Raw genomic sequence first — 23461 nt, 5'->3', positions numbered from 1 at the left:
GGCATGGCTTAAGCTGAAACGAATTTGAGTCCGATAATAGAAGCAATGAGAGTAAAGAGAAAGAACAGACGCCAAAAATGAACCGGCTCCTTGAAAACAAAGATCCCGATGAGCACCGTTCCAAAAGCGCCAATTCCCGTCCAAACAGCGTATGCAGTACCTATAGGCAGGCTTTGAGTTGCTTTGTAGAGAAGAGACATACTAATGCCAAGGCACACGAAAAAACCGGTCATCCACCAGATGGTTGCGCTGCCCGTAGTTTCCCTTGCCTTTCCCAGGCAGGTGGCAAAACCTACTTCAAAGAGTCCGGCGATAATGAGAAGGAGCCAATTCATTTATGGTCATCCCATTTACCCTGAACTTTCAAAACCTGCTCGATCACATCGCGAACACAACCTTTTCCGCCTTTTTTGTGAGAGACGTAGCGGGAAATCTCTTTGATCTCGGGCACGGCATCCTGCGGGCAACATGGTAGCCCTACTTTTTTCATTGCGTAAAGATCGGGAAGGTCGTCCCCCATATATAGCACTTCTGCCGGTTTAATGTCATAGATGTCAAAGAATTCCTCCATTTGCTCCACCTTATCTGGACAGCCCAGGTAAATATCGGTTATTCCCAGACCTTTAAGTCGGGCGCGAACACCTTCATTTTTCCCGCCAGAGATCACACAGATCGTGTAGTCTTTTTCACGGGCATATTTCATAGCATATCCGTCCTTTATGTTCATGGTGCGGAGAAGTTCGCCGTTGGTACTAATTTGTATGGAGCCGTCGGTAAGTACGCCGTCTACGTCAAAAATAAAAGTTGTTATTTGGGTAAGGAATTCTTTATAGCTTTTTTCCATGAAAGGTTTGAATTGCTGAAGTTAGTATGTTATAGATCTCCCGGTTTTCCTGTGAAGCTTCCAGGAGCTGTAAATGAGCATTGATAGTGGAGCGGTCATTTCTTATGGCCGGCCCTGTTTGTACCCCGGCAGGGGAGGCGTGTTGTACTTTACTGGCAGTTTCCAGGATCAAAGGTTTTAAGATATCAAATGGAATTTCGCTTTTTTGACAGATCTGTTCCCCCACTGCATAGAGGTGGTTGACAAAGTTGCACACGAATACTGCGGAAAGGTGTAATTTCTTTCTTTGTTCTGAAGAGATCTCATAGCTCTTTCCGGAAATCTTTTCTGCCAGCTTTTTGAGTAGCCCGAGATCTTCTGAATTATTTGCTTCCAGGCAGAAGGGAATGCTGCAGTAATTCACCTCCCTGTCCTTTGAAAATGTTTGGAGTGGATAAAAAACTCCCCTCCGCAAGCAATTGTCCAGAGCATCAATAGAAACAGAGCCAGAGGTGTGTACTACCAAAGCTTTTTGCTGTGTTAGCTTTTTTGAAATCTCAGGAATGACATCATCTTTCAGTGCAAGCAGGTAAACATCGGCCGGAGCAAGTTCATTGATATCTGTTGTAACTTCAGTTTTACTTCTGAAGAAATCCAGGGAATTTTCGGAATGATTGTAGACCTGTTTTACCCGAAGCCCTTCCGCAGCCGAAAAAGCTTTGAAAAGATGTGTGGCGACATTTCCCGAACCCAAAAGTACGATCTCGATCATGCGGCTAAATTACCAAAATTCTTTTACTCCTTTTGCTGCTCATTTTGGCCCGGATTATGGTATTAATAAAATCTTAATTCCTTATAAATTCATTACTTTTGCAGCATTTTAAAAGCAAGCCCTCAATGCAGAAAAAAATAGCTTCTATCATATTCTCCACCCGCCTCATGGCTTTTCTTTTTATCGTGTTTGCCGTGGCACTGGGATTGGGAACCTTTATTGAGAACTGGTACAGTACCGAAACCGCCAAAGTCTGGATCTACAATGCTTTATGGTTTGAAGTGATCATGGCCTTTTTTGTGATCAATTTTGCAGGGAATATCGTGCGATTCCGGCTTCACAAAAGGGAAAAATGGTCTTCTCTACTGCTCCATCTCTCTTTTATTTTTATCCTGGTTGGAGCCTTTGTGACCCGCTACATTAGCTACGAAGGAATGATGCCGATAAGAGAAGGAGCGACCGAAAACACATTCCTCTCAGAAAAGACATTTTTGACCACCTTTATTGATGGGGAGATCAATGGGGAACCGCGAAGAAGGGTAGTGGAAAACGAAGTACTTCTTGCACCCGGGGCCTCCAATGAGTTTGCCTTTAATACAGATTATAACGGGCAACCCGTAAAACTGGAGATCCTTGATTATATCCATGGCGCCGAGGAAGGCCTTGTGGAAGATCCCGAAGGTGAGAATTACCTAAAGATCGTGGAAGCCGGAGGAGGCGACAGGCATGATCACTACCTCAAGGAAGGAGAGGTCGCAAACATCCACAACGTGCTGTTTGCCTTCAATAAATATACAGATGGTGCCATAAATATTACTCTTGAAAATGGGGAGTACACTATTTCTTCACCTTTTGAAGGAACTTATATGCGCATGGCCGATCAACTGCAGGGACAGGTTAAGGCCGATTCTGTGCAAACGTTATTACTGCGCTCCCTATACAACATGGCCGGCATGCAGTTCGTCCTGCCCGATCCTGTGATAAGGGGTAAATATGATATTATTCCTACCGAAGAAAAGACGGAAGGCCAAATGGATGCTGCGGTGGTGAGAGTAACTACTGCAGGAGAGTCTGAAACAGTTAAACTTCTCGGCGGAAAAGGAAGGCTTACAGATCCTGTAAAGCTCAACCTGGGCGGACTCGAATTCTACATTCGGTATGGTTCAAAGGAATACGAATTGCCGTTCTCCATAAAACTCAACGATTTTATTGCTGAAAAATATCCCGGTACAGAGAAAAGTTACTCTTCCTTTAAAAGTGAAGTGACTGTGATCGATGAGGAGGAAACCTTTGACTACGAAATTTTTATGAATCATGTATTGGATTACGAGGGTTACCGATTCTTCCAGGCATCTTTTGATCCCGATGAGAAAGGAACGGTTCTTTCAGTTAACCATGATTTTTGGGGCACCTGGATCACGTATATCGGCTATACACTGCTTTACATTGGCTTGATGTGGATCCTTTTTGCCAAGGGTTCGCGCTTTGGAGAATTGAAACTTATGCTTGAAAAAGTAAAGAAAAAGAAGGCTAAACTTACTGCAATTCTGCTGGTACTATTTTCTACAACTGCAGGTTTCGCACAGGAGGAAAGTCATGAGCACGAGAATCCGCTGGTAATTCCTAAGGAGAGGATAGATTCGATCATCAAGGCCAACGTAGTTTCTGAAGAACACGCGGCGCAATTCGGCCGGTTGGTAGTACAGGATGCGGGGGGAAGAATGAAACCGGTGAACACCTATTCTTCCGAATTACTCCGGAAGCTTAGCAAGAGCGCAGAATACGAAGGTTTGACGTCAGATCAGGTGATCATCTCCCTTACCGAAAATCCAACCATGTGGTACAATGTGCCGGTGATCAATGTGAAGAAAGACAATGATAGTATCCGGCATATACTTGGAGTTCCCGAAGATCAAAAATATCTGGCGCTAACAAGCTTTTTTGACAGGGAAGGAAATTACAAGCTTGCGCCTTATCTGGAGCGGGCTTACATGGCAGCGGTACCAGACCAGTTTGAAAAAGATTTCATAGAAACAGATCGGAGAGTGAATCTGCTGTACAATGCGCTACAGGGAAAGATCCTTCGCATTTTTCCAATTCCCGGGCATGAGAATAACAAATGGGTTTCTTTTCCGGAAGCTGCAGAAGCCGGCTTCAAAGGAATGGATTCGGTTTATACCAGGCAGATCCTGCCAATGTATTTTGGTGCATTGCGTACTGCAAAAGAGACCGGGGATTATACTCAGGCGAACGAACTCCTGAGCAGTATTAGAGGCTTTCAGAATAAATTTGGTGCTGAGGTAATGCCTTCAGAAAAGAAAATTGAGACAGAGATCCTTTACAATAAATACGATATTTTCAGGAACCTGTTTTCAATGTACATGATCGCAGGGGTGCTCATGTTGATCTTTGTGATCTTTCAGATCTTTAAAGATTCTAAACCCATTCGAGCTTTGATCACTGTGAGTAAAGTGGCGATCATTGTTTTCTTCATTTTACATACTGCAGGCCTTATTGCCCGCTGGTATATTTCGGGACATGCGCCCTGGAGTGACGCCTATGAATCTATGATCTATGTGGCCTGGGCTACTATGCTCTTCGGGCTCCTGTTTGGAAGGAAAAGTGATATGACCATTGCTGCAACGGCTTTTGTAACTTCCATGATCCTAATGATCGCGCACTGGAACTGGATGGATCCATCTATAGCCAACCTGCAACCGGTACTGGATTCTTACTGGTTGATGATCCACGTTTCGGTGATCGTAGGTAGTTATGGACCTTTTACCCTGGGAATGATCCTGGGAGCTGTGGCTTTGATTCTTATGATCTTCACCACCAAAAAGAACAAAAAGAAGATGGATCTCACGATAAAGGAGATCACTATTATTACTGAGATGGCCCTCACCATTGGTTTAGTAATGCTAACCATAGGGAACTTCCTTGGCGGCCAGTGGGCTAACGAAAGTTGGGGACGCTACTGGGGCTGGGATCCAAAAGAAACCTGGGCGCTGGTGAGTATAATGGTCTACGCCTTTGTGATCCACATGCGCCTGGTACCGGGAATGAGAAGCCGATGGTTATTCAATTTCATGGCAATTGTTGCTTTTGCCAGCATCATGATGACCTACTTCGGAGTGAACTTCTACTTGTCGGGGCTACATTCCTATGCCAGCGGAGATAAAGTTATTACTCCGGATTTCGTGTATTACTCAGTCGTTGTAGTGGCCATCTTAGGGGCTGTTTCCTACTGGAGATTCACTAAATACTACAAGAAAGGGAATCGAAGCAGATTGACAGCGGAATATGTAAAGAAGAAGAAAGGGAACTAGTGATCAGTGATCAGTGGTCAGTGATCAGTGGTCAGTGGTCAGAATAGTTTAGAGGCAGTCAGGTTCAAATTTTGATGAATCTTTTATTCTGAACCACGATTTTATAGTAGAAAGATTCTAGCTGATTGGAGAGATCCAGGATCCTTGACGAAACAGGTGGAGGGCAGTTGGTGGAAAAAGAGTCTTGGCTCTTGATTCCTGCAGCGAAGCGATCTTGATTCTGAAAAATGCTGATCCTTAACTTTTGAATTTTACTTACTCAAATTTCCCCTGCTGGTAATCCTCATATGCCTGTTCGATCTCTTCCATGGTGTTCATGACAAAGGGCCCCTGGGCAACTACGGGTTCATCGAATGGTTTGGCATGACCAAACAGGACAGTACTTTCCGTTAGCGCTTCGAGACGCAGCTCTTCACTGTCGTTGTTAAATTCCACCAGGTGCAGGGACTGGATGATCTCTCCATTGATCTTGATCTCGCCACCAATAACATAGCACAGAATGTTGTGGCCTGTAGGTACTTTGGTGCTGAAAACACCATCGGGTTTTAGGAAAAGTGTGCTGAGGTGAATATCAGTCAGTGTTTCAAAAGCACCTCTAGTGCCATTGAGATCTCCCGAAACTACCTGAGCCAAAACTTTTTTATCGTCAAAAGAAGCTACAGGAATTTCATCTTTTTGAAGCCCTTTATAAGCAGGATCTGTCATTTTCAATCTGCTCGGCAGGTTCACCCATAATTGAAGGATCTCCAGCGGTCCCCCTTCTTTTTTAAATTTTTCAGAAGAAACTTCGGCATGAGTCAGGCCTCTCCCGGCAGTCATCCACTGGACGCCGCCACTTTCGATCACGCTGTTATTTCCGCCGGAATCTTTATGAGCGATATCCCCATCCAGGATAAAGGTCACCGTTTCCATGCCCCGGTGTGGGTGTGGACCAAAAGGTAGACCATTATTTCCCGGAGCATATTTTTGTGGCCCGTGATGGTTGAGGAACAGGAAAGGGTCGATCATCCTTAACTGCCGGGTGGGCATAGGAGAATAAGTAATTAGATCGGCGATTGGCCGGTATTCTGCTTTATAAGTGCGTTTGACGGTTCTCATGCTTTCTAGTTCAAGATTCAAGATTTAAAATTCAAAATTCCTGTTGCCATTGTTCATATGAAAGATCAGGAGGTAGTATTATTTTCTGTTAATGATTATAACACACCCGGCAATCGGGAATTTCATTGTTACCAACAGAATGAACTGGTCCTTAACTCCTGGTTGTCGGCTTTTACAGCAAACCAATCCTGTACCAGTGTTTATCCTTAATCATTATTCCCTTAAATCATTCTTTATTCCTCACATAAATTAGCTTGTACTTCCCGCGACCCTGATTTTCCCTGGATTCAATCTCAAATTTATCAATGGAACTTATCATAGGAGTTAATTTCTGAAAACCGTAGTTCCGGGAGTCAAAGTTAGGCTGCTTCTTTTGCAAAAGGCTACCAACGTCTCCCAGAAACGCCCATCCGTCATCATCGGCAACATCAGAAATGGTTGTGGCGATCAACCTTATCACCTTATTGGTGATCTTGTCGTAATTATCCTTCTTGGTCTCTTTTTCTTTGGACTCTTTAGTTTGATTTTTAAGGATCTCGATGTAAATGAACCTGTCGCAGGCAACGATGAAAGGATCTGGAGTTTTCTTTTCTCCAATTCCAATGACGTTCATGCCGGCTTCTCTAAGCCTGGTCGCAAGACGGGTAAAATCACTGTCGCTGGAAACCAGGCAAAAGCCGTCAACTTTCTCTGAGTACAGAATGTCCATGGCATCGATGATCATGGCCGAATCGGTCGCATTTTTACCCTGGGTATAGCCATACTGCTGAATGGGAGTTACCGCATTTTCAAGCAGTACCGCTTTCCATTTGGCCAGGTGAGGCTTCGTCCAGTCGCCGTAAATTCTTTTTATTGTTGGGTTGCCGTATTTGGCTATTTCTTCCATCATTTCCTTTACATAGGCTGAAGGAATATTGTCGCCGTCTATGAGGACAGCTAATCTTACATCCATTTAAACTCTGTTTTCTTGTTTATTCTATAAAGATAGGCAATTGAGAACGTCCCTTGCAGATGAGCCATGGGATTAATAAATTTTTAGGAAAGGCTAAGCTTGAAAAGACAAGGGGGGCAAAAAGGGTATTTTTCAGGAGTGATCTGTATCGTGAGGTTCGATGTGGATGAGGATATCGGCTATTTCGGGCATTTCCTTAAGTAGCCGGTCCTTTAGGTTGTGAGCAATCTCATGGCCTTCATTCACCGATAACGTGCCATCAACAATAACATGTAGGTCCACATGAAAGGTCATCCCTGTTTTCCTGATAAAGCATTTTTCAGTTTCAATGACTCCTTTTTCTTTTTGCGAGATCTCCCTTATTTCTGCTACCATGTCATCATAAAGGTGCTCATCCATGATCTCCCCCAAAGCGGGACGCAGTATCAAATAGGCATTATAAAGAATAAAACCTGAAGCGAAAAGGGCTGCCCAGTCATCGGCGGTTTCATAGCCTTTGCCCATAAATAAGGCTATTGAAATACCTATGAACGCCATGAGGGAAGTGATGGCATCACTGCGGTGGTGCCAGGCATCAGCTTTTAGGGAGCTGCTTTTGGTCTCATCACTTTTCTTGTTGATGAATCTGTAAAAGATCTCTTTTGTGGCTATAATAGCAGCGAGAACAATGAGCGTATAAGGTTTTGGTACTTTATGCGGAGTCTGAATATTTTCTATGCTTTCCATCACGATGATAGTCGCCGAGACCACTAAAAATCCAACAACAGCAAACGTGATGAGCGGCTCCACACGGCCATGACCATAAGGATGGTTATCATCGGCCGGCCGGGCAGAATATTTCAGCCCGAAGAGCACCAGCAGACTCGCGAACACATCTGTTGTGGATTCAATAGCATCTGCGATAAGTGCATAGGAATTTCCGAAGAACCCGGTCACCCCCTTTATAATGGCCAAAATAGCATTGCCGGCAATGCTATAATAAGAGGCTTTGATGGCCTGGCGGTGGGTTTCGGTTTCCATTAATGTTTAGAAGCTAAAAGGCCGGTTCTTCACCGGCCCTGTTGTATTTCTATTCTTCTTCCTCTGTGGATTCCTCCATGGTGTGATATACATGCTGTACATCATCGTCTTCTTCCAGCTTTTCCAGAAGCTTTTCAACATCGGCAGCTTCTTCGGGAGATAATTTCTTTGTTACCTGCGGAATATACTCAAAACCGGAAGAAATAATCTCAATATCACGGCTTTCCAATTCCTTCTGAATTCCTCCAAAAGCTTCAAATGGTGCGTAAATGATGATGCCATCTTCATCCTCAAATACTTCTTCGGCACCAAAATCGATAAGTTCCAGCTCAAGTTCTTCGGGATCAAGTCCTTCTTTAGCAATCCTGAAGTTACAGGAATGATCGAACATAAATTCTACCGAACCTGAAGTTCCCAAGTTTCCATCACACTTGTTGAAATACGATCTCACGTTGGCAACGGTGCGGTTATTATTATCTGTAGCGGTTTCCACCAGTACGGCGATCCCGTGTGGTGCATAGCCTTCAAAAAGTACAATTTTGTAGTCGCCCTGACTTTTATCTGAAGCACGTTTAATTGCGCGTTCGATATTGTCTTTGGGCATGTTGACACTTTTGGCATTCTGGATTACCGCCCGTAACCTGGAGTTGGTATCGGGGTCTGGTCCGCCTTCCTTGACAGCCATGACTATGTCTTTCCCAATACGAGTGAAAGCTTTGGCCATAGCAGACCATCGCTTCATTTTTCGCGCTTTCCTGAATTCAAATGCTCTTCCCATTTCCTTGAATTAATTGTGGCGTAAAAATAGGAAAAATCATCTATCTCCTAAAAAAGATTATTCGCCGGCATCTACTATATTTTCAATGCTTCGGGCAAGTTTGAAATCTTTTTCTGTGACGCCGCCGGCGTCATGTGTTGAAAGCGAAATCTGTAATTCACTGTAGACATTTGTCCAGTTTGGGTGGTGCTGCTGGGCTTCAGCTTCAAAAGCTATCCTCACCATCACCGAAAAGCATTCCTTGAAATTCTCAAACTGGAAGGAAGTGTGAATTGCGTCATCTTTGTATTCCCAGCCCTCGAGATCCTCTAACCTTCGGTTGATCTCATATTGATCCATTATTTCCATTTTTTCAGGTTTTGTTTAAAGTTAAACATGAAAAAAGAGGGATAGAGGGTAATTAGTAGAAGATTAACAATCAGGAAACCAGTGAACTCGATACAACTTCCTGGATCGAGATCTGTAAATTCTTGGGGAGTAAATTATCTTTGGGGATCACTGCCAAAAAACGATCGAAGTTGGAATCGTAGACATTCTTTAGCAGGGGTTTCTTTTCTCCCAACATTTCACAGATCTCGGCTATAAGGTCATTGTGGTGAATAAGATCATTGCTCCCAAGGTGAAATACTCCTTGCCGGTTTCGGTTAATGATATAATGGAGCTGTTGGGTGACCTTGGCCTCATAAGTAGCATTGACCACTACGTTAGAGAAGACCTCAATGGCCTCGTGCTCCTTTAATTGCCTCTTGATCTCATGCACCCGTGGGGAATTTGCTCCAAACACCATAGGCAACCTGGCGATGACATACTTGTTGTTGGGCAGTCGCAGGAGTGCATTTTCGATCTTGATCTTGAACCTTCCGTAGACACTTTTCGAAAGCGTCTTATCATATTCATATGAAGGATAATTGGTAAAAGCATCAAAGACATTGGCTGAAGAAATAAAAATTAGCTTCGTATTCTTGTTCTTCTGCAGGTAATCAATGATTTCAAAGTGGGCATGAATCTGGGCCAGAAAGTCTCCCCGGAGGGCAGAAATGATTGCGTTCGGCCGTAGATTTTCCAGAAGGATACTTATGCTTTCCCTTTCAACATCAAACTGGTGAAACTTTTGGTTTTTCCCAAAAGAAGCATTTTCCGTGTGGTAGGTGGCATGCGTATCAAAGTAGGGGTAAAGCTCTTTATACAGGGCATTCCCAATAAAGCCGCTTCCCCCTAAGATCAATATTTTTTTCAAAAACTATCCTTTATAAAATGGCATTTTTACCACTGTAGCAGGAAGAGCTTTTTTGCGTATCTGAATATTAATTTTACTTCCCGGGGTGGCATACTCTACAGGAACATAGCCCATTCCAATCCCTTTTTCTAGAGAAGGAGACATGGTTCCTGAGGTAACGTTGCCAATAACCTTGCCATTATCATCTACAATTTCATATCCCTGGCGGGGAATTCCGCGCTCATCAAGTTCAAAACCAATGAGTTTGCGTTGTGGTCCCTTTTCTTTTTGCTCTTTTAAAGCTTCAGAATTTACGAAGTCCTTAGTGAATTTGGTGATCCAGCCGAGACCTGCTTCAATTGGGGAAGTAGTGTCATCGATATCATTTCCGTAAAGGCAGAATCCCATTTCAAGACGCAGAGTGTCTCTCGCAGCAAGACCAATGGGTTTGATACCGTAGTCTGCACCAGCCTCAAAAACCTGGTCCCATACCCGCTGGGCATCTTCGTTCTTCACGTAGATCTCAAATCCGCCACTTCCGGTATATCCGGTAGCCGATATGATGACATTTTCCACGCCGGCAAATGGAGCTACTTTAAAGGTGTAGAACTTTATTTCTGAAAGGTTCACGTCGGTAAGAGACTGCATAGCTTCGGCAGCCTTAGGCCCCTGTATAGCCAGGAGCGAATATTCATCGGAAAGATCTCGCATAGTTGCATCCATGCTGTTGTGCTGAGAGATCCAGTTCCAATCCTTCTCGATATTAGAGGCATTGACCACCAGTAGGTATTTCTCTTCATTAAAGCGGTAAATGATAAGATCGTCTACAATTCCACCTTCGTTGTTTGGCATACAACTGTACTGTGCCTTTCCATCTGTTAGTTTGGAGACATCATTAGAACTTATCTTCTGAATCAAATCCAGGGCATTTTTTCCGGTAATAAGGAATTCGCCCATATGGGATACATCAAAAACACCAACCGCTTTTCTCACGGTCTCGTGTTCAATATTTACACCTTCATAGGATACAGGCATATTATAACCTGCAAAAGGTACCATTTTGGCACCAAGTTCTTTATGAGTAGAGCTAAGGGCAGTATTCTTCATTTGAATAAAATTTTGCGCAAATTTATTAATTTCAGAAAGGAATGCGGGTTTAAAGCATAATTTTTCAACAGAAATAAGTCGGGCAAACGATAGGGCCGCAGGAAATTCTATATTTGTATTAGTTTTCAAAAGCACCACCCTATGAAGATCCTTAGTGCCAAACAAGTCAAGGAGGCCGATAAGCTGACTATTGAAAAGCAGGGGATATCTTCCGACGAACTTATGGAAAGGGCAGCTACTAAGGTCTTTGAGGAGATCCATAAGCGCCTGCAGGGAGCGCCCATTCCTGTTAAGATCTTCTGCGGAATAGGAAACAATGGGGGTGACGGCCTGGTAGTGGGAAGACAATTGATCGAAGCCGGTTATGACGTCACTATTTACATTGTGAACTACAGTGACCAGCGATCGCAGGATTTTCTGATAAACTATGACCGGGTAAAGAACCGGACCAAGAAATGGCCTGTCCTGCTAAAATCTGAAGATGAGTTCCCTGAGATCAATTATGGTGATTTCGTTGTGGATGCCATATTCGGAGTGGGATTGAACCGGCCGTTACCAGATTGGGTAGCAGGACTGGTGCGGCATATAAATGCATCGGGTGCTTTTGTTCTGGCAATAGATATGCCTTCGGGTCTAATGGCCGATGCCGCTGTTGAGGATCTGGAATCGATCATCAGGGCCAGCTACACTATAACTTTTCAGGTGCCAAAAATGGCATTTTACATGCCCGATACTGCACCCTTTGTTGGAGATCTACAAATCCTGGATATTGGCCTTGATGCTGGATTTTTAAAACAGACGGGGGCTGTAGCCGAACTGATTTCCAAACCTGAAGCCCGTGCACTCTACAGGCCGCGGCAAAGATTTTCCCATAAAGGAAATTATGGTCATGCCCTTATCATTGGCGGTAGCTATGGAAAAATTGGAAGTGTATGTCTCGCAGCAACTGCGGCCTTACGTGCCGGTGCAGGACTGGTTACCATCTACTCCCCAAAGTGCGGCTACGATATACTTCAAACAGCATTACCCGAAGCCATGGTGATCACAGATCCTCACAAGGAAATTCTCACAAATATTCAATTCGATCTTGATCCAGATGTAATAGGCTTTGGAGTAGGAGTGGGGACAAAGGAAGAAACCATTGAAGCTTTTGAACGGCTGCTTAAAATGAATAAAAAACCAATGGTCATAGATGCCGATGGGCTCAATATTCTTTCCAAAAAGAATGAATTGCTCAGGCTTATTCCGGAGGGAAGTGTTCTAACGCCTCACCCAAAAGAGCTCGAACGGTTGATAGGCTCCTGGAAAGACGATTTCGAAAAACTGGAAAAAGTAAAATCCTTTACCAGAGAATATAAGGTGATCGTGCTTATAAAAGGCACCTATACCTTTGTTGTTACACCCAATGATCTGTTCATTAATACCTCCGGAAACCCCGGAATGGCAACTGCAGGAAGCGGTGATGTCCTTACGGGAGTGATCACAGCACTTATCGGTCAGGGCTACGATTCCTTGCGGGCTGCAGTGCTGGGGGCTTATCTGCACGGAAAGGCAGGAGACCTTGCCGCAGAAAAATTCAGTTATGAAGGAGTGGTAGCTGGGGATATTGCAAAAAATACAGGAGCGGCCATTTTTGACCTTTTTGAAACCAAACAAACCAACAATTCCTAATGAGAGATTGTCACTATATAAGTTCTTCTGTTCTTGATATTGAAGAGATAAGGGAGATCATAGAAAACAAAAAAAGCCTGGCCCTTAGCGAGGAAGCAATATACAATATTGAAAAGGCGAGGAAATATCTTGATGATAAGATGAAGGAGAATAAAACTCCTGTCTACGGGATCAATACAGGATTTGGGTCGCTGTGTAATGTGAAGATATCTTCTGAAAACCTAACAAAGCTCCAGGAAAACCTGGTAATGTCCCATGCCTGCGGCACAGGTGAAAAGGTTTCAAAACCAATTGTAAGATTAATGCTCCTGCTTAAGATACAATCTTTGAGCTACGGGCACTCAGGAGTTTCTCTAAAGACAGTGAACAGGTTGATCGAATTCTATAATGAAGATATTCTTCCGGTGGTTTATTCCCAGGGTTCATTAGGGGCTTCAGGGGATCTGGCACCTTTGGCTCATTTGTCACTTCCTTTAATAGGTAAGGGTGAAGTATATCATGAGGGCGAGGTGATCTCTTCCGAAGAAATGCTTGAGAAATTCGGGTGGAGACCAATAACTCTTCAATCCAAAGAGGGGCTGGCACTTCTCAACGGAACTCAGTTTATGAGCGCTCATGGGGTGCATGCTCTTATAAGGTCTGGCAGATTATCCATGTGGGCCGATATCATTGGCGCCTTATCTGTTGATGCCTACGATTGCAATACTTCCCCTTTTGATGAGCTGGTGCACCTCGTAAGGCCGCACAGGGGGCAGATCAAAACGGCCGAAAGGATCAGAAAGATCCTTGCCGGAAGTGAGATCGCAAAGCAGGTAAAGCAAAATGTTCAGGATCCTTATTCCTTCAGGTGTATACCGCAGGTTCATGGTGCCAGCAAGGATACTCTGGATTTTGTCTACAAATGTTTCAAGACCGAGATCAATTCGGTCACAGATAATCCCAATATTTTTGTGGATGCCGACAAGGTGATTTCCGGAGGGAACTTTCACGGGCAGCCACTCGCATTGTCGCTGGATTATTTAGCTATTGCTATGGCCGAACTTGGAAATATTTCAGAAAGAAGGATATACCAACTGGTCTCGGGATTGAGAGGTCCCGCGTTTTTAGTTGATGCACCAGGTTTGAACAGTGGTTTTATGATTCCGCAGTACACGGCCGCGAGTATAGTTAGTCAGAACAAACAGCTATGTACTCCGGCTAGTGTAGATTCTATCGTATCATCAAATGGACAGGAAGATCACGTGAGTATGGGAGCTAATGCTGCTACAAAAGCAATAAAGGTGGTAGAAAATGTCTCTACGATATTGGCTATAGAACTCTACAATGCTTCACAGGCCCTTTCTTACAGGGGGCCATACAAGACATCCCCTGTACTTCAGAAACTAATAACCGAATTCCGCAAAGAGGTGCCTCTGGTGAAAGAGGATGTGGTTATGGCACCCTTCATACAAAAAGCGAAAAAATTCCTGGAAACCTATTCGCTTAAGGAATTTGCTTTTGAATAGCTGTTGATCTGCTCATTCATCCAATCTTTCGCCTCTTCGAGGGAGCTAAAGATCCCGAAGGAGTTCTTGTTAGTATAGAACTGCTGTTCCAGGCGGGCAGTTTCGCGCACCTGTTTATTTTCTGAAACAACTGCAATGGCTTTGAGCTGTGGATGTTCTGCAGATTCCCGGTAAACCATTGGGTTTACTGCATACGAATTGATCCTGTGGGAAATGTACCCGAAAAATTCTTTACCGAAGTTGTTGCAACCTATTTGTAAGATCTCTCTATTGGTCTGCACGTCAAGTAGAGCGCCTTCATTCATCTCATTTACGAGAATTCTGTCGTGAACCCAGATGACTCCGCAGTCCAGTTGAACTTTCTTTATCATTATTGGTAGGGGATATGGCTGCGAAATTATGTTTTTTATTTAAAATATTAAGAAAGCATAGGGCGCTAAATGCAAAAAATAAAAGGTCTCCAAAAACATCCTTTTTGGAGACCTTTTGGTAAGGTAATTTAGGTGCTTACTTCAATCCTCCAACCATATCTTTTGGTTTTACCCATTCATCAAATTGTTCGGCTGTAACATAGCCCAGATTCACTGCCTCTTCCTTTAGAGTAGTTCCATTTTGATGAGCTGTATTGGCGATCTCTGCCGCTTTATAGTAACCAATCCTGGTGTTGAGAGCTGTTACCAGCATAAGGGAATTGTTCAATAACTCCTGTATTCTTGGCTTGTTTGGTTCAATTCCAACGGCGCAATGCTCATCGAAAGAAGCGCAGGCATCTCCCAATAATTGTGCGCTTTGAAGAATGTTTGCAGCCATTACAGGTTTAAACACATTGAGCTCAAACTGTCCCTGCATTCCTCCCACGTTGATAGTAACATCATTACCAATCACCTGGGCACAAACCATTGTAAGGGCTTCTACCTGGGTAGGGTTCACCTTTCCTGGCATAATAGAAGAACCGGGTTCATTTGCAGGAATAAAGATTTCCCCAATTCCACTTCTGGGACCCGAAGCCAACATACGTACGTCATTGGCGATCTTGTTAAGAGATACTGCCAGAGTTTTTAAAGCTCCGTGGGTTTCCACGAAAGCATCATGAGCGGCAAGAGCTTCGAATTTATTAGGTGCCGAAACGAAAGGCAGTTCGGTGAATTTTGCTATGAACTCGGCTACGCGTTTAGAATAACCCTTTGGGGTATTTAATCCTGTACCTACTGCTGTTCCTCCCAGGGCCAGTTCAGAAAGGTGTGGTAAAGTGTTTTCCAGGGCATTAAGACCATGGTCCAGCTGAGAAACATAACCGCTAAACTCCTGCCCAAGGGTGAGGGGAGTGGCATCCATGAAATGGGTACGCCCTATTTTTACTACATCCTTGAATTGATCTGATTTTTTCTTCAGAGTATTGCGAAGTTGTCTTACTCCAGGAATGGTGACTTCCACAATTTTCTTATAAACTGCGATGTGCATCCCTGTAGGGAAAGTATCATTTGAAGATTGGGATTTGTTCACATCATCATTGGGGGAAAGTACTTTTTCTCCTTCCCCTATAGTTCTTCCTGCCAATTGCTGGGCGCGGTTGGCGATCACCTCATTGAGGTTCATATTGCTCTGGGTTCCGCTTCCTGTTTGCCAAATTACCAGTGGAAATTGATCATCATGCTTCCCCTCCAGTATCTCATCACAGACTTGTGCAATAAGATCTCTTTTATCCACCGGCAGTACCCCTAGTTCGCAATTTGTAAAAGCGGCAGCTTTCTTTAGGTATGCAAAGCCGTAGATGATCTCCAGAGGCATAGATCCCGGAGCGCCAATTTTGAAGTTATTTCTGGAGCGTTCAGTCTGGGCTCCCCATAGTTTATCTGAGGGGACTTTTACTTCCCCCATGGTATCTTTTTCAATTCTGTAGTCCATGATGTAAATTGATTTACTACAAATTTACATTTTCGCTAAAATCTATACACCTTTAAAAGGAACAAAATTGGGCTTTTCCCGAATTATTTCAGGGAGTATTAATCTGGGAGTTGGAGAAAAATAAAATAAAAACTTTTGCGATAACTTCCCAGAGTTTCTATCTTTGGCAAAGATTCAATAAAATAGGAAACATGTTTGAATTTGATCAATATCTGGGCTTCTTAGCTTTCCTTATAATTCTACTTATCGGATTTTGGGTAATGTTATTCTTGACTGCAATTATCCCTTACTGGATTGGTGGTGCAGTAAAAGAGATGCTTGACGAAAGGAAAGAAAAGAAACGCCTCGAAAGAGAAAAAGCTTAAAAAAGGACATTAGTCCTTTTTTTTTGGCAAAAATTCAAATTGTAGACAAGTATAAAATAATAAGAGCCGTCGACCGACGGCTCTTATTATTTTATATAGCTTTTAGGATTTAAAATTCTCCTCCTTCGTCATCCATATCACCTGCATTGGCGTCTCTTCTTTGTTGTCTTTGCTGGTCGCGGCGTTGTTGGTTGAACCTGTAAATGAATGAAAGATTAAAGGAACGCTGTCTCCACTGGAACTCACTATACCTTTCATAAGTATTTGTGGTGGTAAAGGTTTCCCTTTTCCTCGAATTTAAAAGATCTCTTACGTTAAACGACAAGGTAGCATTCTCCTTAAACAGTTCCTTACTTAGCGCCACATCTATAGATAAAAGACCGTCTGTGGTTCCCTGCACCCCTTCAGAAGCACCTCTGTAAAATGCATTTGTTTGCCAGTCTATTTTCGCCGGAAGAGTTACCTTAGAACTAAACCTGGCAAAGTAACTGGAATTTTCTGCATTGTAATCTTCTCCATCAAATTCTCCTTCAGTTTTAAAGTTGAAATAGTTGAAACTTCCATTAAGTCTTAACCATTTTGCAGGATTGTATAAGAGACCGAGTTCGGCTCCTGTTCGTTCATTGCTGGAGAGATTCACAGGAATGGTTCTTATCACGTTACTTCCCTCCACATTTTGTTCAATTCTCTCAAAAGCATCAGTTTCTCTTTGATAGTAGACGGAAGAGGTCAAAGTAAGCTTATCCCACCTTTTAAGATACCCAAGATCAAAAGCATTTGAAAAAGCAGGCTGTAGGTTAGGATTTCCCTGGAAAATGTTATTGGTACTGCTGCGGGAAGGGAAAGGGTTAATGAACCAGCCTCTCGGCCTGTTTATTCTTCTATTGTAGCCCAGAGTAATATTTTCTGTTTCAGCGATCTCGTAAATAACGTTGACTGTTGGGAAAAAACCTAAATAATCATTGTCAAAACTTGTATCGATAGGAAAGCCAAAGACCTCTCTCAATTGCTCCTCTGTTAATTCAGATTCGATTTCTCCTTTTAAGTTGGTGTACTCCAAACGAAGTCCCAGTAGAAAAGAAAAATCTCCCAGCTTGGTACCATATTGAGAATAAAGAGCCTGCACATTTTCTGTATAATCAAAAACATTACTCAATTCCTCGTCATATTGAAGCTCGCCACCATCTTCTTCCTGTTGAAACAAATCGTAATCTGTAACTTCATTTTCAAAATTTCCGCGGTAACCTGCCTCAAACTGAGAGTCTTCCCCAAATGGCAGTACATAATCTGCCTGAATTAAATACTCGTTTTGAGTTTCTGTCTGATCAATATGTTCTGCATAAAGGAAATTCTCATAGGCGATGTCATTGAAATCCTCCTCTTCATTAATTGAGGTTGTTTGAACTTCTTCATCCCGCTCAATTTGAATATCAGCAGTTAACTGATGTCCGCTATCATTAAAACGGTTCATGTAATTAAGAGAGAACTGGTAACTGTTATCCTCTTCCATCTGGTTTTCTCTCCTGGTGGTTCCATATACTTCAGATCCATCCAGGAAATTCGTAGTAACATTCGTAGTGAGATCTTCATCTTCCCCCGTTCTGTAAAAAGCTGTAGCGGTTAGAGAGGAGCGATCTGTGATGTAATATTCAATTCCAAGATTGGTATTGAAGCCCCGGTTAATTCGTTCAATATTTCTATCCTCAATTATGCGGTCAAAAAATACGGCGCTGTTTTCGTTGAAGCGGGTATCAAAATATCCATTCCCCGGTGCGTCAAAGTACCTATAGCCTGTGGTATTGAAAATGTTAAATTTATCGGTTCTCAGGTTAACATTTGTTGAAATCCCGGCATTGTCGGGATATCCCACGTTGAGGTTGACAGAACCATTAAAGCCGAGAGTCTTTTCCTTTCGCAGGATGATGTTTAGAATACCTGCAGTTCCTTCTGCATCATACCTGGCTGATGGAGAGGTGATCACCTCCACTCTTTCAATGGCATCTGCAGGTAGCTGCGCGAGAACATCAGTGCTCCCAAAACCTGCCATGGCTGAAGGTTTTCCATTAATAAGGATTCGAACATTCTCGTTTCCTCTCAAGCTTATTCCCCCGTTGATGTCTACTGCAACAGAGGGAACGTTGTTAAGTGCATCGGCTACAGTTCCTCCTGCAGTAGTAAGGTCTTTTCCTATATTGTAGATCTTTTTGTCTAATCTTACTTCCACCTGAGTGGTCTCTGCAGTTACGACCACTTCGTCCAGCTCGCCTGCGGCCATCCCAAGCTCAATAGTTCCCATATTTACATCACTGGTGATTTGCCGGTTAGAAAAAGTTTTAGGTTCAAAAGAAATGAACTCAACAGTAATGTTATAGGTCCCTTCCCGTACCTCTATAGAAAAATTTCCCTGTGGATCTGTAATTCCCCCATTCACATTAGAAGGGTCCGCGGTGCTTTGGAAAGAGATTGTGGCATATTCCAAAGGAGTTCCCTGTTCATCGGTGACCTTGCCCGAAACTTCATATCGCGGTGCCTGTGCAAAGGCAGAAAGGGAAAAGAGAAAAATTAAAGAAAAAATTAAGGCACTTGAGTGGTGCCGCTTAATGCTCGTGATCATAACTGGTTTTTCTTCTTGGACTGAGAAAAACCGGAATGGTTTAAATTTTTTTGTTGAAAAAAAAGATAAAATTTCTTAACAAGCTGATTAGCAGTTGTAAAATACGTGGAGAATTCGCACCTGGAGCAGCTTTCAGCTTCTGCTGAAAAGACCTTATTCTTGACTAATGAGGTTCTGAGATCAATTTATGATCTCTTCAATATTTGAAGCGGGACGACCTATTACAGCTTTATTTTCGGTCTCAACTATGGGCCGCTGAATAAGTTTCGGATTATCGGCCATTATTCTTATGAGCTCCTGATCGCTAAGATCGCGGTCGCGATAATTTTCTTTCCAAAGTTTTTCTTCCCGTCGAACCAATTCAATAGGTGCCATATTCAACTTTTGAAGCAGAGCCGCAATTTCTTCTTCACTTAAGACCTCCTTCAAATATTCCCTGACTTCAAATTCCTTTCCCGAAGCTTCCAAAATCTGTAATCCTTCCCTGGATTTTCTACATCTGGTGTTGTGGTAGATCTTTATCATTTTTGTTTAGTTAGGAGTTATAAGTTATGACTTGTGTCTTTTATTTCTGTTGCCGTTGCCGGTTGCCAGTTGCCGGTTGCCAGTTCAACGTTGAGAAATGCTGAATCAGAATTCTTAATTTTAAACCTTAAACCTTAAACCTTAAACCTTAAACCTTAAACCTTAAACCTTTTACTCTTCCACCTTCTGTCCCATCATCATGAGAAAGGCTTTTAGGAACCGGTCAATTTCACCGTCCATGACCGAATCTACGTTTCCGGTTTCTTCCCCTGTACGAACATCTTTGACAAGCTTGTAGGGATGCATCACGTAATTTCTTATTTGTGATCCCCACTCGATCTTCATCTTGGAATCCTCGATCTCCCGTCGCTGTGCCTGTTGCTTCTGAAGCTCAATTTCATAAAGCTGACTCTTTAGCAACTGCATGGCTTTGGTCTTGTTGTCGAGCTGAGAACGCGTCTCGGAATTTTCTATGACAATTCCCGAAGGTGCATGTCGTAGACGCACCGCAGTCTCCACCTTATTCACATTCTGGCCTCCCGCACCCGACGACCTCATGGTTTCCCAGGAAATATCTGCAGGATTGATCTCTATTTCTATAGTCTCGTCAGCCAAAGGATAGACATAGACACTGGCAAAGGAGGTATGTCTTTTGGCATTACTGTCAAAAGGGGAAATTCTCACCAGCCTGTGAACACCGTTTTCTCCCTTTAACCATCCAAAGGCAAATTCTCCTTCTATTTCTAAAGTAACTGTCTTTACTCCGGCGACCTCCCCGGCCTGGTAGTTCAATTCCTTGACTGAGTAACCTCTGTCTTCAGCCCAACGCAAGTACATGCGCATAAGCATTTCTGCCCAATCGCAACTCTCAGTCCCGCCGGCACCGGCTGTGACCTGTAGAACAGCACTCAGGTTGTCCCCTTCTTCAGAAAGCATATTTTTGAATTCCAGGTCCTCGATAAGATTTCTGGATTTTTCATGCCGTTCTTCTACATCTTCGGCAGTGGCTTCCCCTTCCTTGTAGAATTCATAGATGACTTCAAGATCATCAACAAGAGTAACCGCTTCTTCATAATCGTCAACCCATTTTTTTTGAGAATTGAGCTCTTTTAGCAGAAGTTCAGCTTTTTTTGGATCATTCCAGAAGTCGGGAGCCAGGGTTTTTTCCTGGAGATTGGAAATTTCTATTTTCTTGGCATCAAAGTCAAAGATACCTCCTTAACGCAACCAGGCGATCTTTAAGATCTTTAATAGTATCTATAGTAAGCATACTTGAATTTTGAACAAAAATAGAATTAAAGCGGGTTCTTGAAAACTATTTTACGATTATTTTATAGTTTTAGCTTCGCCAAAAATTTCAAATCATGACCAGATCCTCTCTATGTTTTTTCAGCCTCTTTTTTCTAAGCTTTTCGCTGTCAGCACAATTTCTGAATAAAAAAGAAGGACTGAAGAAATTCGAGGGATATTTTGATTTTTACTACGATCAAAATGAAGATAGGATCTACCTGGAGGTAGACAAGGCGGGTGAAGAATTTCTCTATACCCATTTCCTCACCAGTGGAGTAGGGTCAAATGACATTGGACTGGATAGGGGACAACTGGGAGGTGAAGTTATTGTGAAATTCCAAAAGGCAGGTAATAAGCTATTACTGGTACAACCAAATCTCAAATATAGAGCAGTTACCGATAATGTCCTGGAAAAGCAGAGCGTTGAAGAAGCTTTTGCGAGATCGGTACTTGCAGGTTTTGAGATAAAAGTGGAAAAGGATGATGTTTATGTAATTGATCTTACCCCTTTTTTAATGCAGGATGCCCACGGAGTTGCAGACAGGCTGAAAGGTGGCGACCATGGAGACTTTAAAATAGATCTTTCAAAAAGTGCGTTGGCGCCGGATCGAACAAAGGCTTTTCCCGAAAATGTTGAGTTTGAAGCTTTGCTCACGTTTTCTGGTGACGCAAAGAGTCAGGCTTTAAAAAGTGTTTTGCCCGATCCAAAGAACCTTACTGTGGTGCAGCATCATTCTTTTGTAAAGCTTCCTGAAGCCGGCTACGAAAAACGCATTTTTGACCCCCGTACCGGCGCTCAATTCATTTCCTATTATGACTATGCTTCCCCGGTCTTTGAACCTATAGAAAAGAGGTGGGCCGTAAGACACAGGTTGGAGAAGAAAGATCCCGGAGCTCCAATAAGTGAGGCGGTCGAACCAATCGTATATTATTTAGATCCCGGTACTCCCGAACCTGTAAGGTCTGCTTTGCTTGAAGGAGCCCGCTGGTGGAATGAAGCCTATGAAGAATTGGGCTATAAAGATGCTTTTCAGGTGAAGATGTTACCCGAGGGAGCAGATCCCCTGGATGTGCGCTATAATGTCATACAGTGGGTCCACAGATCAACCCGCGGCTGGAGCTATGGAGCCAGTGTAGTGGATCCAAGGACAGGGGAAATTATTAAAGGTCATGTAAGCCTGGGAAGTTTACGAATTCGGCAGGATTTTATGATCGCCCAGGGTTTAATGAACAGACCTTTTGCCGAAGACGATGAGAACCATGAGGAAATGCTGGATCTTGCAGTGGCGAGGATTAGGCAGTTGTCTGCACACGAGGTAGGTCATACCATTGGCTTTGCCCATAACTTCGCAGCCAGTGCAAATGACCGGGCTTCGGTGATGGATTATCCTCATCCTAAATTCAAAATTGACAATGGAAAAATAGATTTTTCTGAAGCTTACGATGTGGGTATTGGCCTATGGGATAAATTTTCGGTAAAAGCCCTTTATGGAGAAGTGCCGGAAGGGGTGTCAGAAAGGGCATTTTTGAACAGCATTATTGCTGAAGCTGCTTCGCAAGGACTGCAGTTTATTTCCGATAGAGATGCAAGAGCTCAAGGTGGTGCTCATGCCACTGCTCATCTTTGGGACAATGGAAGAAGCGCCGTTGAGGAGCTGGAACACATCCTGAAGGTGAGAAAAATAGGAATAGAGAATTTTTCTGAAGATAATATCAGGAAGAATGAGCCTTACTCTGTTTTGGAAGATGTTTTTGTGCCTGTATATTTTCTTCACAGATATCAAACGGAAGCTGCCGTTAAACTGATAGGCGGTTTGGATTATAACTACGCTGTCAAGGGCGGAACTGAAGAAATTCAGGAAGTGATCAGTAAAAAAGAGCAGGTAGCTGCTTTAAAAGCTATTTTAGAGACACTATCTGCTGAAACACTTGCCATTCCAAAAGAGAAACTTGAGCTATTTCCACCCAGATCATATGGTTATGACCGAAGCCGTGAATCCTTCAGAAGCAATACAGGGGTGACTTTTGATGCTCTCGGCGCTCCTGCGACTGCGAGCGAAATGACACTTTCCCTTTTGCTACATCCACAGCGTGCCGCCAGATTGGTGCAACAGAGGGCTCTGGATGGGGATCAGTTGGGATTGCGGGAAGTGCTTAACACCTTGCTGGATCAAACAGTTAAAAAATCGGTTTCAAAAAATCCATATCTGGAGCAGGTTCAAAATGTTATCAATCACAATGTTGTACAATCCCTGCTGGAGCTTGCTGCCAGTGATAATTCTACTCCCGCGGTAAAAGCTGAAGTCTTTGCAGTGCTTCAGGAGTTGGAAAAATTTCTTGGCTCTAGAAAAGATCCCGCTATTCAACTAATTTTGCAGGAAATCAAGAGGTTCAGGGAAGATCCTTCAGAATTTAAGCCAGAGAACCGGGTGCCTCAGATCCCAGACGGTTCTCCTATTGGCAGCTACTATGAATACTTAAAACATTAAAC

At 43.2% G+C, this 23461-nt stretch carries 20 protein-coding genes; 5 read left to right on the top strand and 15 right to left on the bottom strand.

All coding sequences use genetic code 11. The features are described from left to right. Window positions 1-8 precede the first annotated feature (8 nt). From VR862_RS11470 to VR862_RS11460, 3 genes are read right to left on the bottom strand one after another with little or no spacing between them, the layout of a single operon-like run. Window positions 9-335 carry a DMT family transporter gene (locus VR862_RS11470; RefSeq protein WP_324721113.1) on the bottom strand — a complete coding sequence of 109 codons (327 nt, stop codon included), beginning with the start codon at window positions 333-335 and terminating at the stop codon, window positions 9-11. Continuing rightward, the gene (locus VR862_RS11465; RefSeq protein ID WP_324721112.1) at window positions 332-844 is read right to left on the bottom strand and encodes a KdsC family phosphatase; all 513 of its coding nucleotides are present in this window, start codon (window positions 842-844) and stop codon (window positions 332-334) included. Before VR862_RS11465 ends, VR862_RS11470 begins: the two co-directional genes overlap by 4 nt. After that, the gene (locus tag VR862_RS11460) at window positions 828-1595 is read right to left on the bottom strand and encodes a Rossmann-like and DUF2520 domain-containing protein (RefSeq protein ID WP_324721111.1); all 768 of its coding nucleotides are present in this window, start codon (window positions 1593-1595) and stop codon (window positions 828-830) included. The genes VR862_RS11465 and VR862_RS11460 overlap by 17 nt, the downstream gene beginning before the upstream one ends. Before the next feature lie 125 nt (window positions 1596-1720). Between VR862_RS11460 and VR862_RS11455 the strand changes: the two genes are divergently transcribed. Further along, on the top strand, window positions 1721-4924 hold the full coding sequence (locus tag VR862_RS11455; RefSeq protein ID WP_324721110.1) for a cytochrome c biogenesis protein: 3204 nt from the start codon (window positions 1721-1723) through the stop codon (window positions 4922-4924). A gap of 255 nt (window positions 4925-5179) precedes the next feature. Here VR862_RS11455 and VR862_RS11450 read toward each other — a convergent pair whose 3' ends face one another. The 7 genes from VR862_RS11450 to gcvT form a co-directional block, all read right to left on the bottom strand. Beyond that, complete coding sequence (locus VR862_RS11450; RefSeq protein WP_324721109.1) at window positions 5180-6022, bottom strand: pirin family protein; 843 nt, start codon at window positions 6020-6022, stop codon at window positions 5180-5182. Window positions 6023-6248: 226 nt separating this feature from the next. Further along, window positions 6249-6974, bottom strand: a complete 726-nt coding sequence (locus tag VR862_RS11445) for an NYN domain-containing protein (RefSeq protein ID WP_324721108.1) — start codon at window positions 6972-6974, stop codon at window positions 6249-6251. A 132-nt stretch (window positions 6975-7106) separates the two neighbouring features. Beyond that, the gene (locus VR862_RS11440) at window positions 7107-7994 is read right to left on the bottom strand and encodes a cation diffusion facilitator family transporter (RefSeq protein ID WP_324721107.1); all 888 of its coding nucleotides are present in this window, start codon (window positions 7992-7994) and stop codon (window positions 7107-7109) included. A 49-nt stretch (window positions 7995-8043) separates the two neighbouring features. Continuing rightward, window positions 8044-8772 (bottom strand): YebC/PmpR family DNA-binding transcriptional regulator, encoded by a 729-nt coding sequence (locus VR862_RS11435; RefSeq protein WP_324721106.1) that lies wholly within the window; start codon window positions 8770-8772, stop codon window positions 8044-8046. Between the two features lie 57 nt (window positions 8773-8829). After that, the gene (locus VR862_RS11430; RefSeq protein WP_324721105.1) at window positions 8830-9120 is read right to left on the bottom strand and encodes a 4a-hydroxytetrahydrobiopterin dehydratase; all 291 of its coding nucleotides are present in this window, start codon (window positions 9118-9120) and stop codon (window positions 8830-8832) included. Window positions 9121-9190: 70 nt separating this feature from the next. Then, entirely contained in the window at window positions 9191-10009 is an 819-nt protein-coding gene (locus tag VR862_RS11425) for a sugar nucleotide-binding protein (RefSeq protein ID WP_324721104.1), read from the bottom strand. A 3-nt stretch (window positions 10010-10012) separates the two neighbouring features. Beyond that, complete coding sequence (gene gcvT, locus VR862_RS11420; RefSeq protein ID WP_324721103.1) at window positions 10013-11095, bottom strand: glycine cleavage system aminomethyltransferase GcvT; 1083 nt, start codon at window positions 11093-11095, stop codon at window positions 10013-10015. A 141-nt stretch (window positions 11096-11236) separates the two neighbouring features. Between gcvT and VR862_RS11415 the strand changes: the two genes are divergently transcribed. Beyond that, a complete protein-coding gene (locus tag VR862_RS11415; RefSeq protein WP_324721102.1) occupies window positions 11237-12766 on the top strand; it encodes an NAD(P)H-hydrate dehydratase in 1530 nt (509 codons plus the stop codon). Then, complete coding sequence (gene hutH, locus VR862_RS11410; protein WP_324721101.1) at window positions 12766-14271, top strand: histidine ammonia-lyase; 1506 nt, start codon at window positions 12766-12768, stop codon at window positions 14269-14271. Before VR862_RS11415 ends, hutH begins: the two co-directional genes overlap by 1 nt. Here hutH and VR862_RS11405 read toward each other — a convergent pair. Continuing rightward, the gene (locus tag VR862_RS11405) at window positions 14241-14642 is read right to left on the bottom strand and encodes a hypothetical protein (RefSeq protein ID WP_324721100.1); all 402 of its coding nucleotides are present in this window, start codon (window positions 14640-14642) and stop codon (window positions 14241-14243) included. The two genes, hutH and VR862_RS11405, sit on opposite strands and share 31 nt — an antisense overlap. A 136-nt stretch (window positions 14643-14778) precedes the next feature. After that, a complete protein-coding gene (fumC, locus tag VR862_RS11400) occupies window positions 14779-16176 on the bottom strand; it encodes a class II fumarate hydratase (protein ID WP_324721099.1) in 1398 nt (465 codons plus the stop codon). A gap of 110 nt (window positions 16177-16286) precedes the next feature. Here fumC and VR862_RS11395 point away from each other — a divergent pair, with 110 nt between their 5' ends. After that, window positions 16287-16541: a hypothetical protein gene (locus VR862_RS11395; RefSeq protein ID WP_324721137.1), complete on the top strand. Its 255-nt coding sequence runs from the start codon at window positions 16287-16289 to the stop codon at window positions 16539-16541. A gap of 109 nt (window positions 16542-16650) precedes the next feature. On the opposite strand, the gene VR862_RS11390 is transcribed toward VR862_RS11395, so the two are convergent. The 3 genes from VR862_RS11390 to prfB all read right to left on the bottom strand — a co-directional run bounded on the left by VR862_RS11390 (window position 16651) and on the right by prfB (window position 20950). Further along, window positions 16651-19155: a TonB-dependent receptor gene (locus VR862_RS11390; RefSeq protein ID WP_324721098.1), complete on the bottom strand. Its 2505-nt coding sequence runs from the start codon at window positions 19153-19155 to the stop codon at window positions 16651-16653. Between the two features lie 180 nt (window positions 19156-19335). Further along, entirely contained in the window at window positions 19336-19680 is a 345-nt protein-coding gene (gene arsC / locus VR862_RS11385; RefSeq protein ID WP_324721097.1) for an arsenate reductase (glutaredoxin), read from the bottom strand. 171 nt (window positions 19681-19851) lie between these two features. After that, a protein-coding gene (prfB, locus tag VR862_RS11380) for a peptide chain release factor 2 (protein WP_324721096.1) occupies window positions 19852-20950 on the bottom strand; the annotation gives its coding sequence in 2 pieces (ribosomal slippage) (window positions 19852-20886 and window positions 20888-20950; 1098 coding nt in all). Between the two features lie 94 nt (window positions 20951-21044). Here prfB and VR862_RS11375 point away from each other — a divergent pair. Further along, on the top strand, window positions 21045-23459 hold the full coding sequence (locus VR862_RS11375; RefSeq protein ID WP_324721095.1) for a zinc-dependent metalloprotease: 2415 nt from the start codon (window positions 21045-21047) through the stop codon (window positions 23457-23459). Window positions 23460-23461: the final 2 nt, after the last annotated feature.

The organism is Salinimicrobium aquimaris (assembly GCF_035607535.1).
In the GTDB taxonomy this organism is placed as follows: domain Bacteria; phylum Bacteroidota; class Bacteroidia; order Flavobacteriales; family Flavobacteriaceae; genus Salinimicrobium.
Note: the sequence above shows the minus strand (reverse complement) of the source record. Positions and strands in the feature narration are given on the sequence as shown.

Bases quoted from the DNA above. Each gene is read 5' to 3' on its own strand.
- VR862_RS11470 (WP_324721113.1), bottom strand. From the start codon at position 335: ATGAATTGGCTCCTTCTCATTATCGCCGGACTCTTTGAAGTAGGTTTT.
- VR862_RS11465 (WP_324721112.1), bottom strand. From the start codon at position 844: ATGGAAAAAAGCTATAAAGAATTCCTTACCCAAATAACAACTTTTATT.
- VR862_RS11460 (WP_324721111.1), bottom strand. From the start codon at position 1,595: ATGATCGAGATCGTACTTTTGGGTTCGGGAAATGTCGCCACACATCTT.
- VR862_RS11455 (WP_324721110.1), top strand. From the start codon at position 1,721: ATGCAGAAAAAAATAGCTTCTATCATATTCTCCACCCGCCTCATGGCT.
- VR862_RS11450 (WP_324721109.1), bottom strand. From the start codon at position 6,022: ATGAGAACCGTCAAACGCACTTATAAAGCAGAATACCGGCCAATCGCC.
- VR862_RS11445 (WP_324721108.1), bottom strand. From the start codon at position 6,974: ATGGATGTAAGATTAGCTGTCCTCATAGACGGCGACAATATTCCTTCA.
- VR862_RS11440 (WP_324721107.1), bottom strand. From the start codon at position 7,994: ATGGAAACCGAAACCCACCGCCAGGCCATCAAAGCCTCTTATTATAGC.
- VR862_RS11435 (WP_324721106.1), bottom strand. From the start codon at position 8,772: ATGGGAAGAGCATTTGAATTCAGGAAAGCGCGAAAAATGAAGCGATGG.
- VR862_RS11430 (WP_324721105.1), bottom strand. From the start codon at position 9,120: ATGGAAATAATGGATCAATATGAGATCAACCGAAGGTTAGAGGATCTC.
- gcvT (WP_324721103.1), bottom strand. From the start codon at position 11,095: ATGAAGAATACTGCCCTTAGCTCTACTCATAAAGAACTTGGTGCCAAA.
- VR862_RS11415 (WP_324721102.1), top strand. From the start codon at position 11,237: ATGAAGATCCTTAGTGCCAAACAAGTCAAGGAGGCCGATAAGCTGACT.
- hutH (WP_324721101.1), top strand. From the start codon at position 12,766: ATGAGAGATTGTCACTATATAAGTTCTTCTGTTCTTGATATTGAAGAG.
- VR862_RS11405 (WP_324721100.1), bottom strand. From the start codon at position 14,642: ATGATAAAGAAAGTTCAACTGGACTGCGGAGTCATCTGGGTTCACGAC.
- fumC (WP_324721099.1), bottom strand. From the start codon at position 16,176: ATGGACTACAGAATTGAAAAAGATACCATGGGGGAAGTAAAAGTCCCC.
- VR862_RS11390 (WP_324721098.1), bottom strand. From the start codon at position 19,155: ATGATCACGAGCATTAAGCGGCACCACTCAAGTGCCTTAATTTTTTCT.
- arsC (WP_324721097.1), bottom strand. From the start codon at position 19,680: ATGATAAAGATCTACCACAACACCAGATGTAGAAAATCCAGGGAAGGA.
- VR862_RS11375 (WP_324721095.1), top strand. From the start codon at position 21,045: ATGACCAGATCCTCTCTATGTTTTTTCAGCCTCTTTTTTCTAAGCTTT.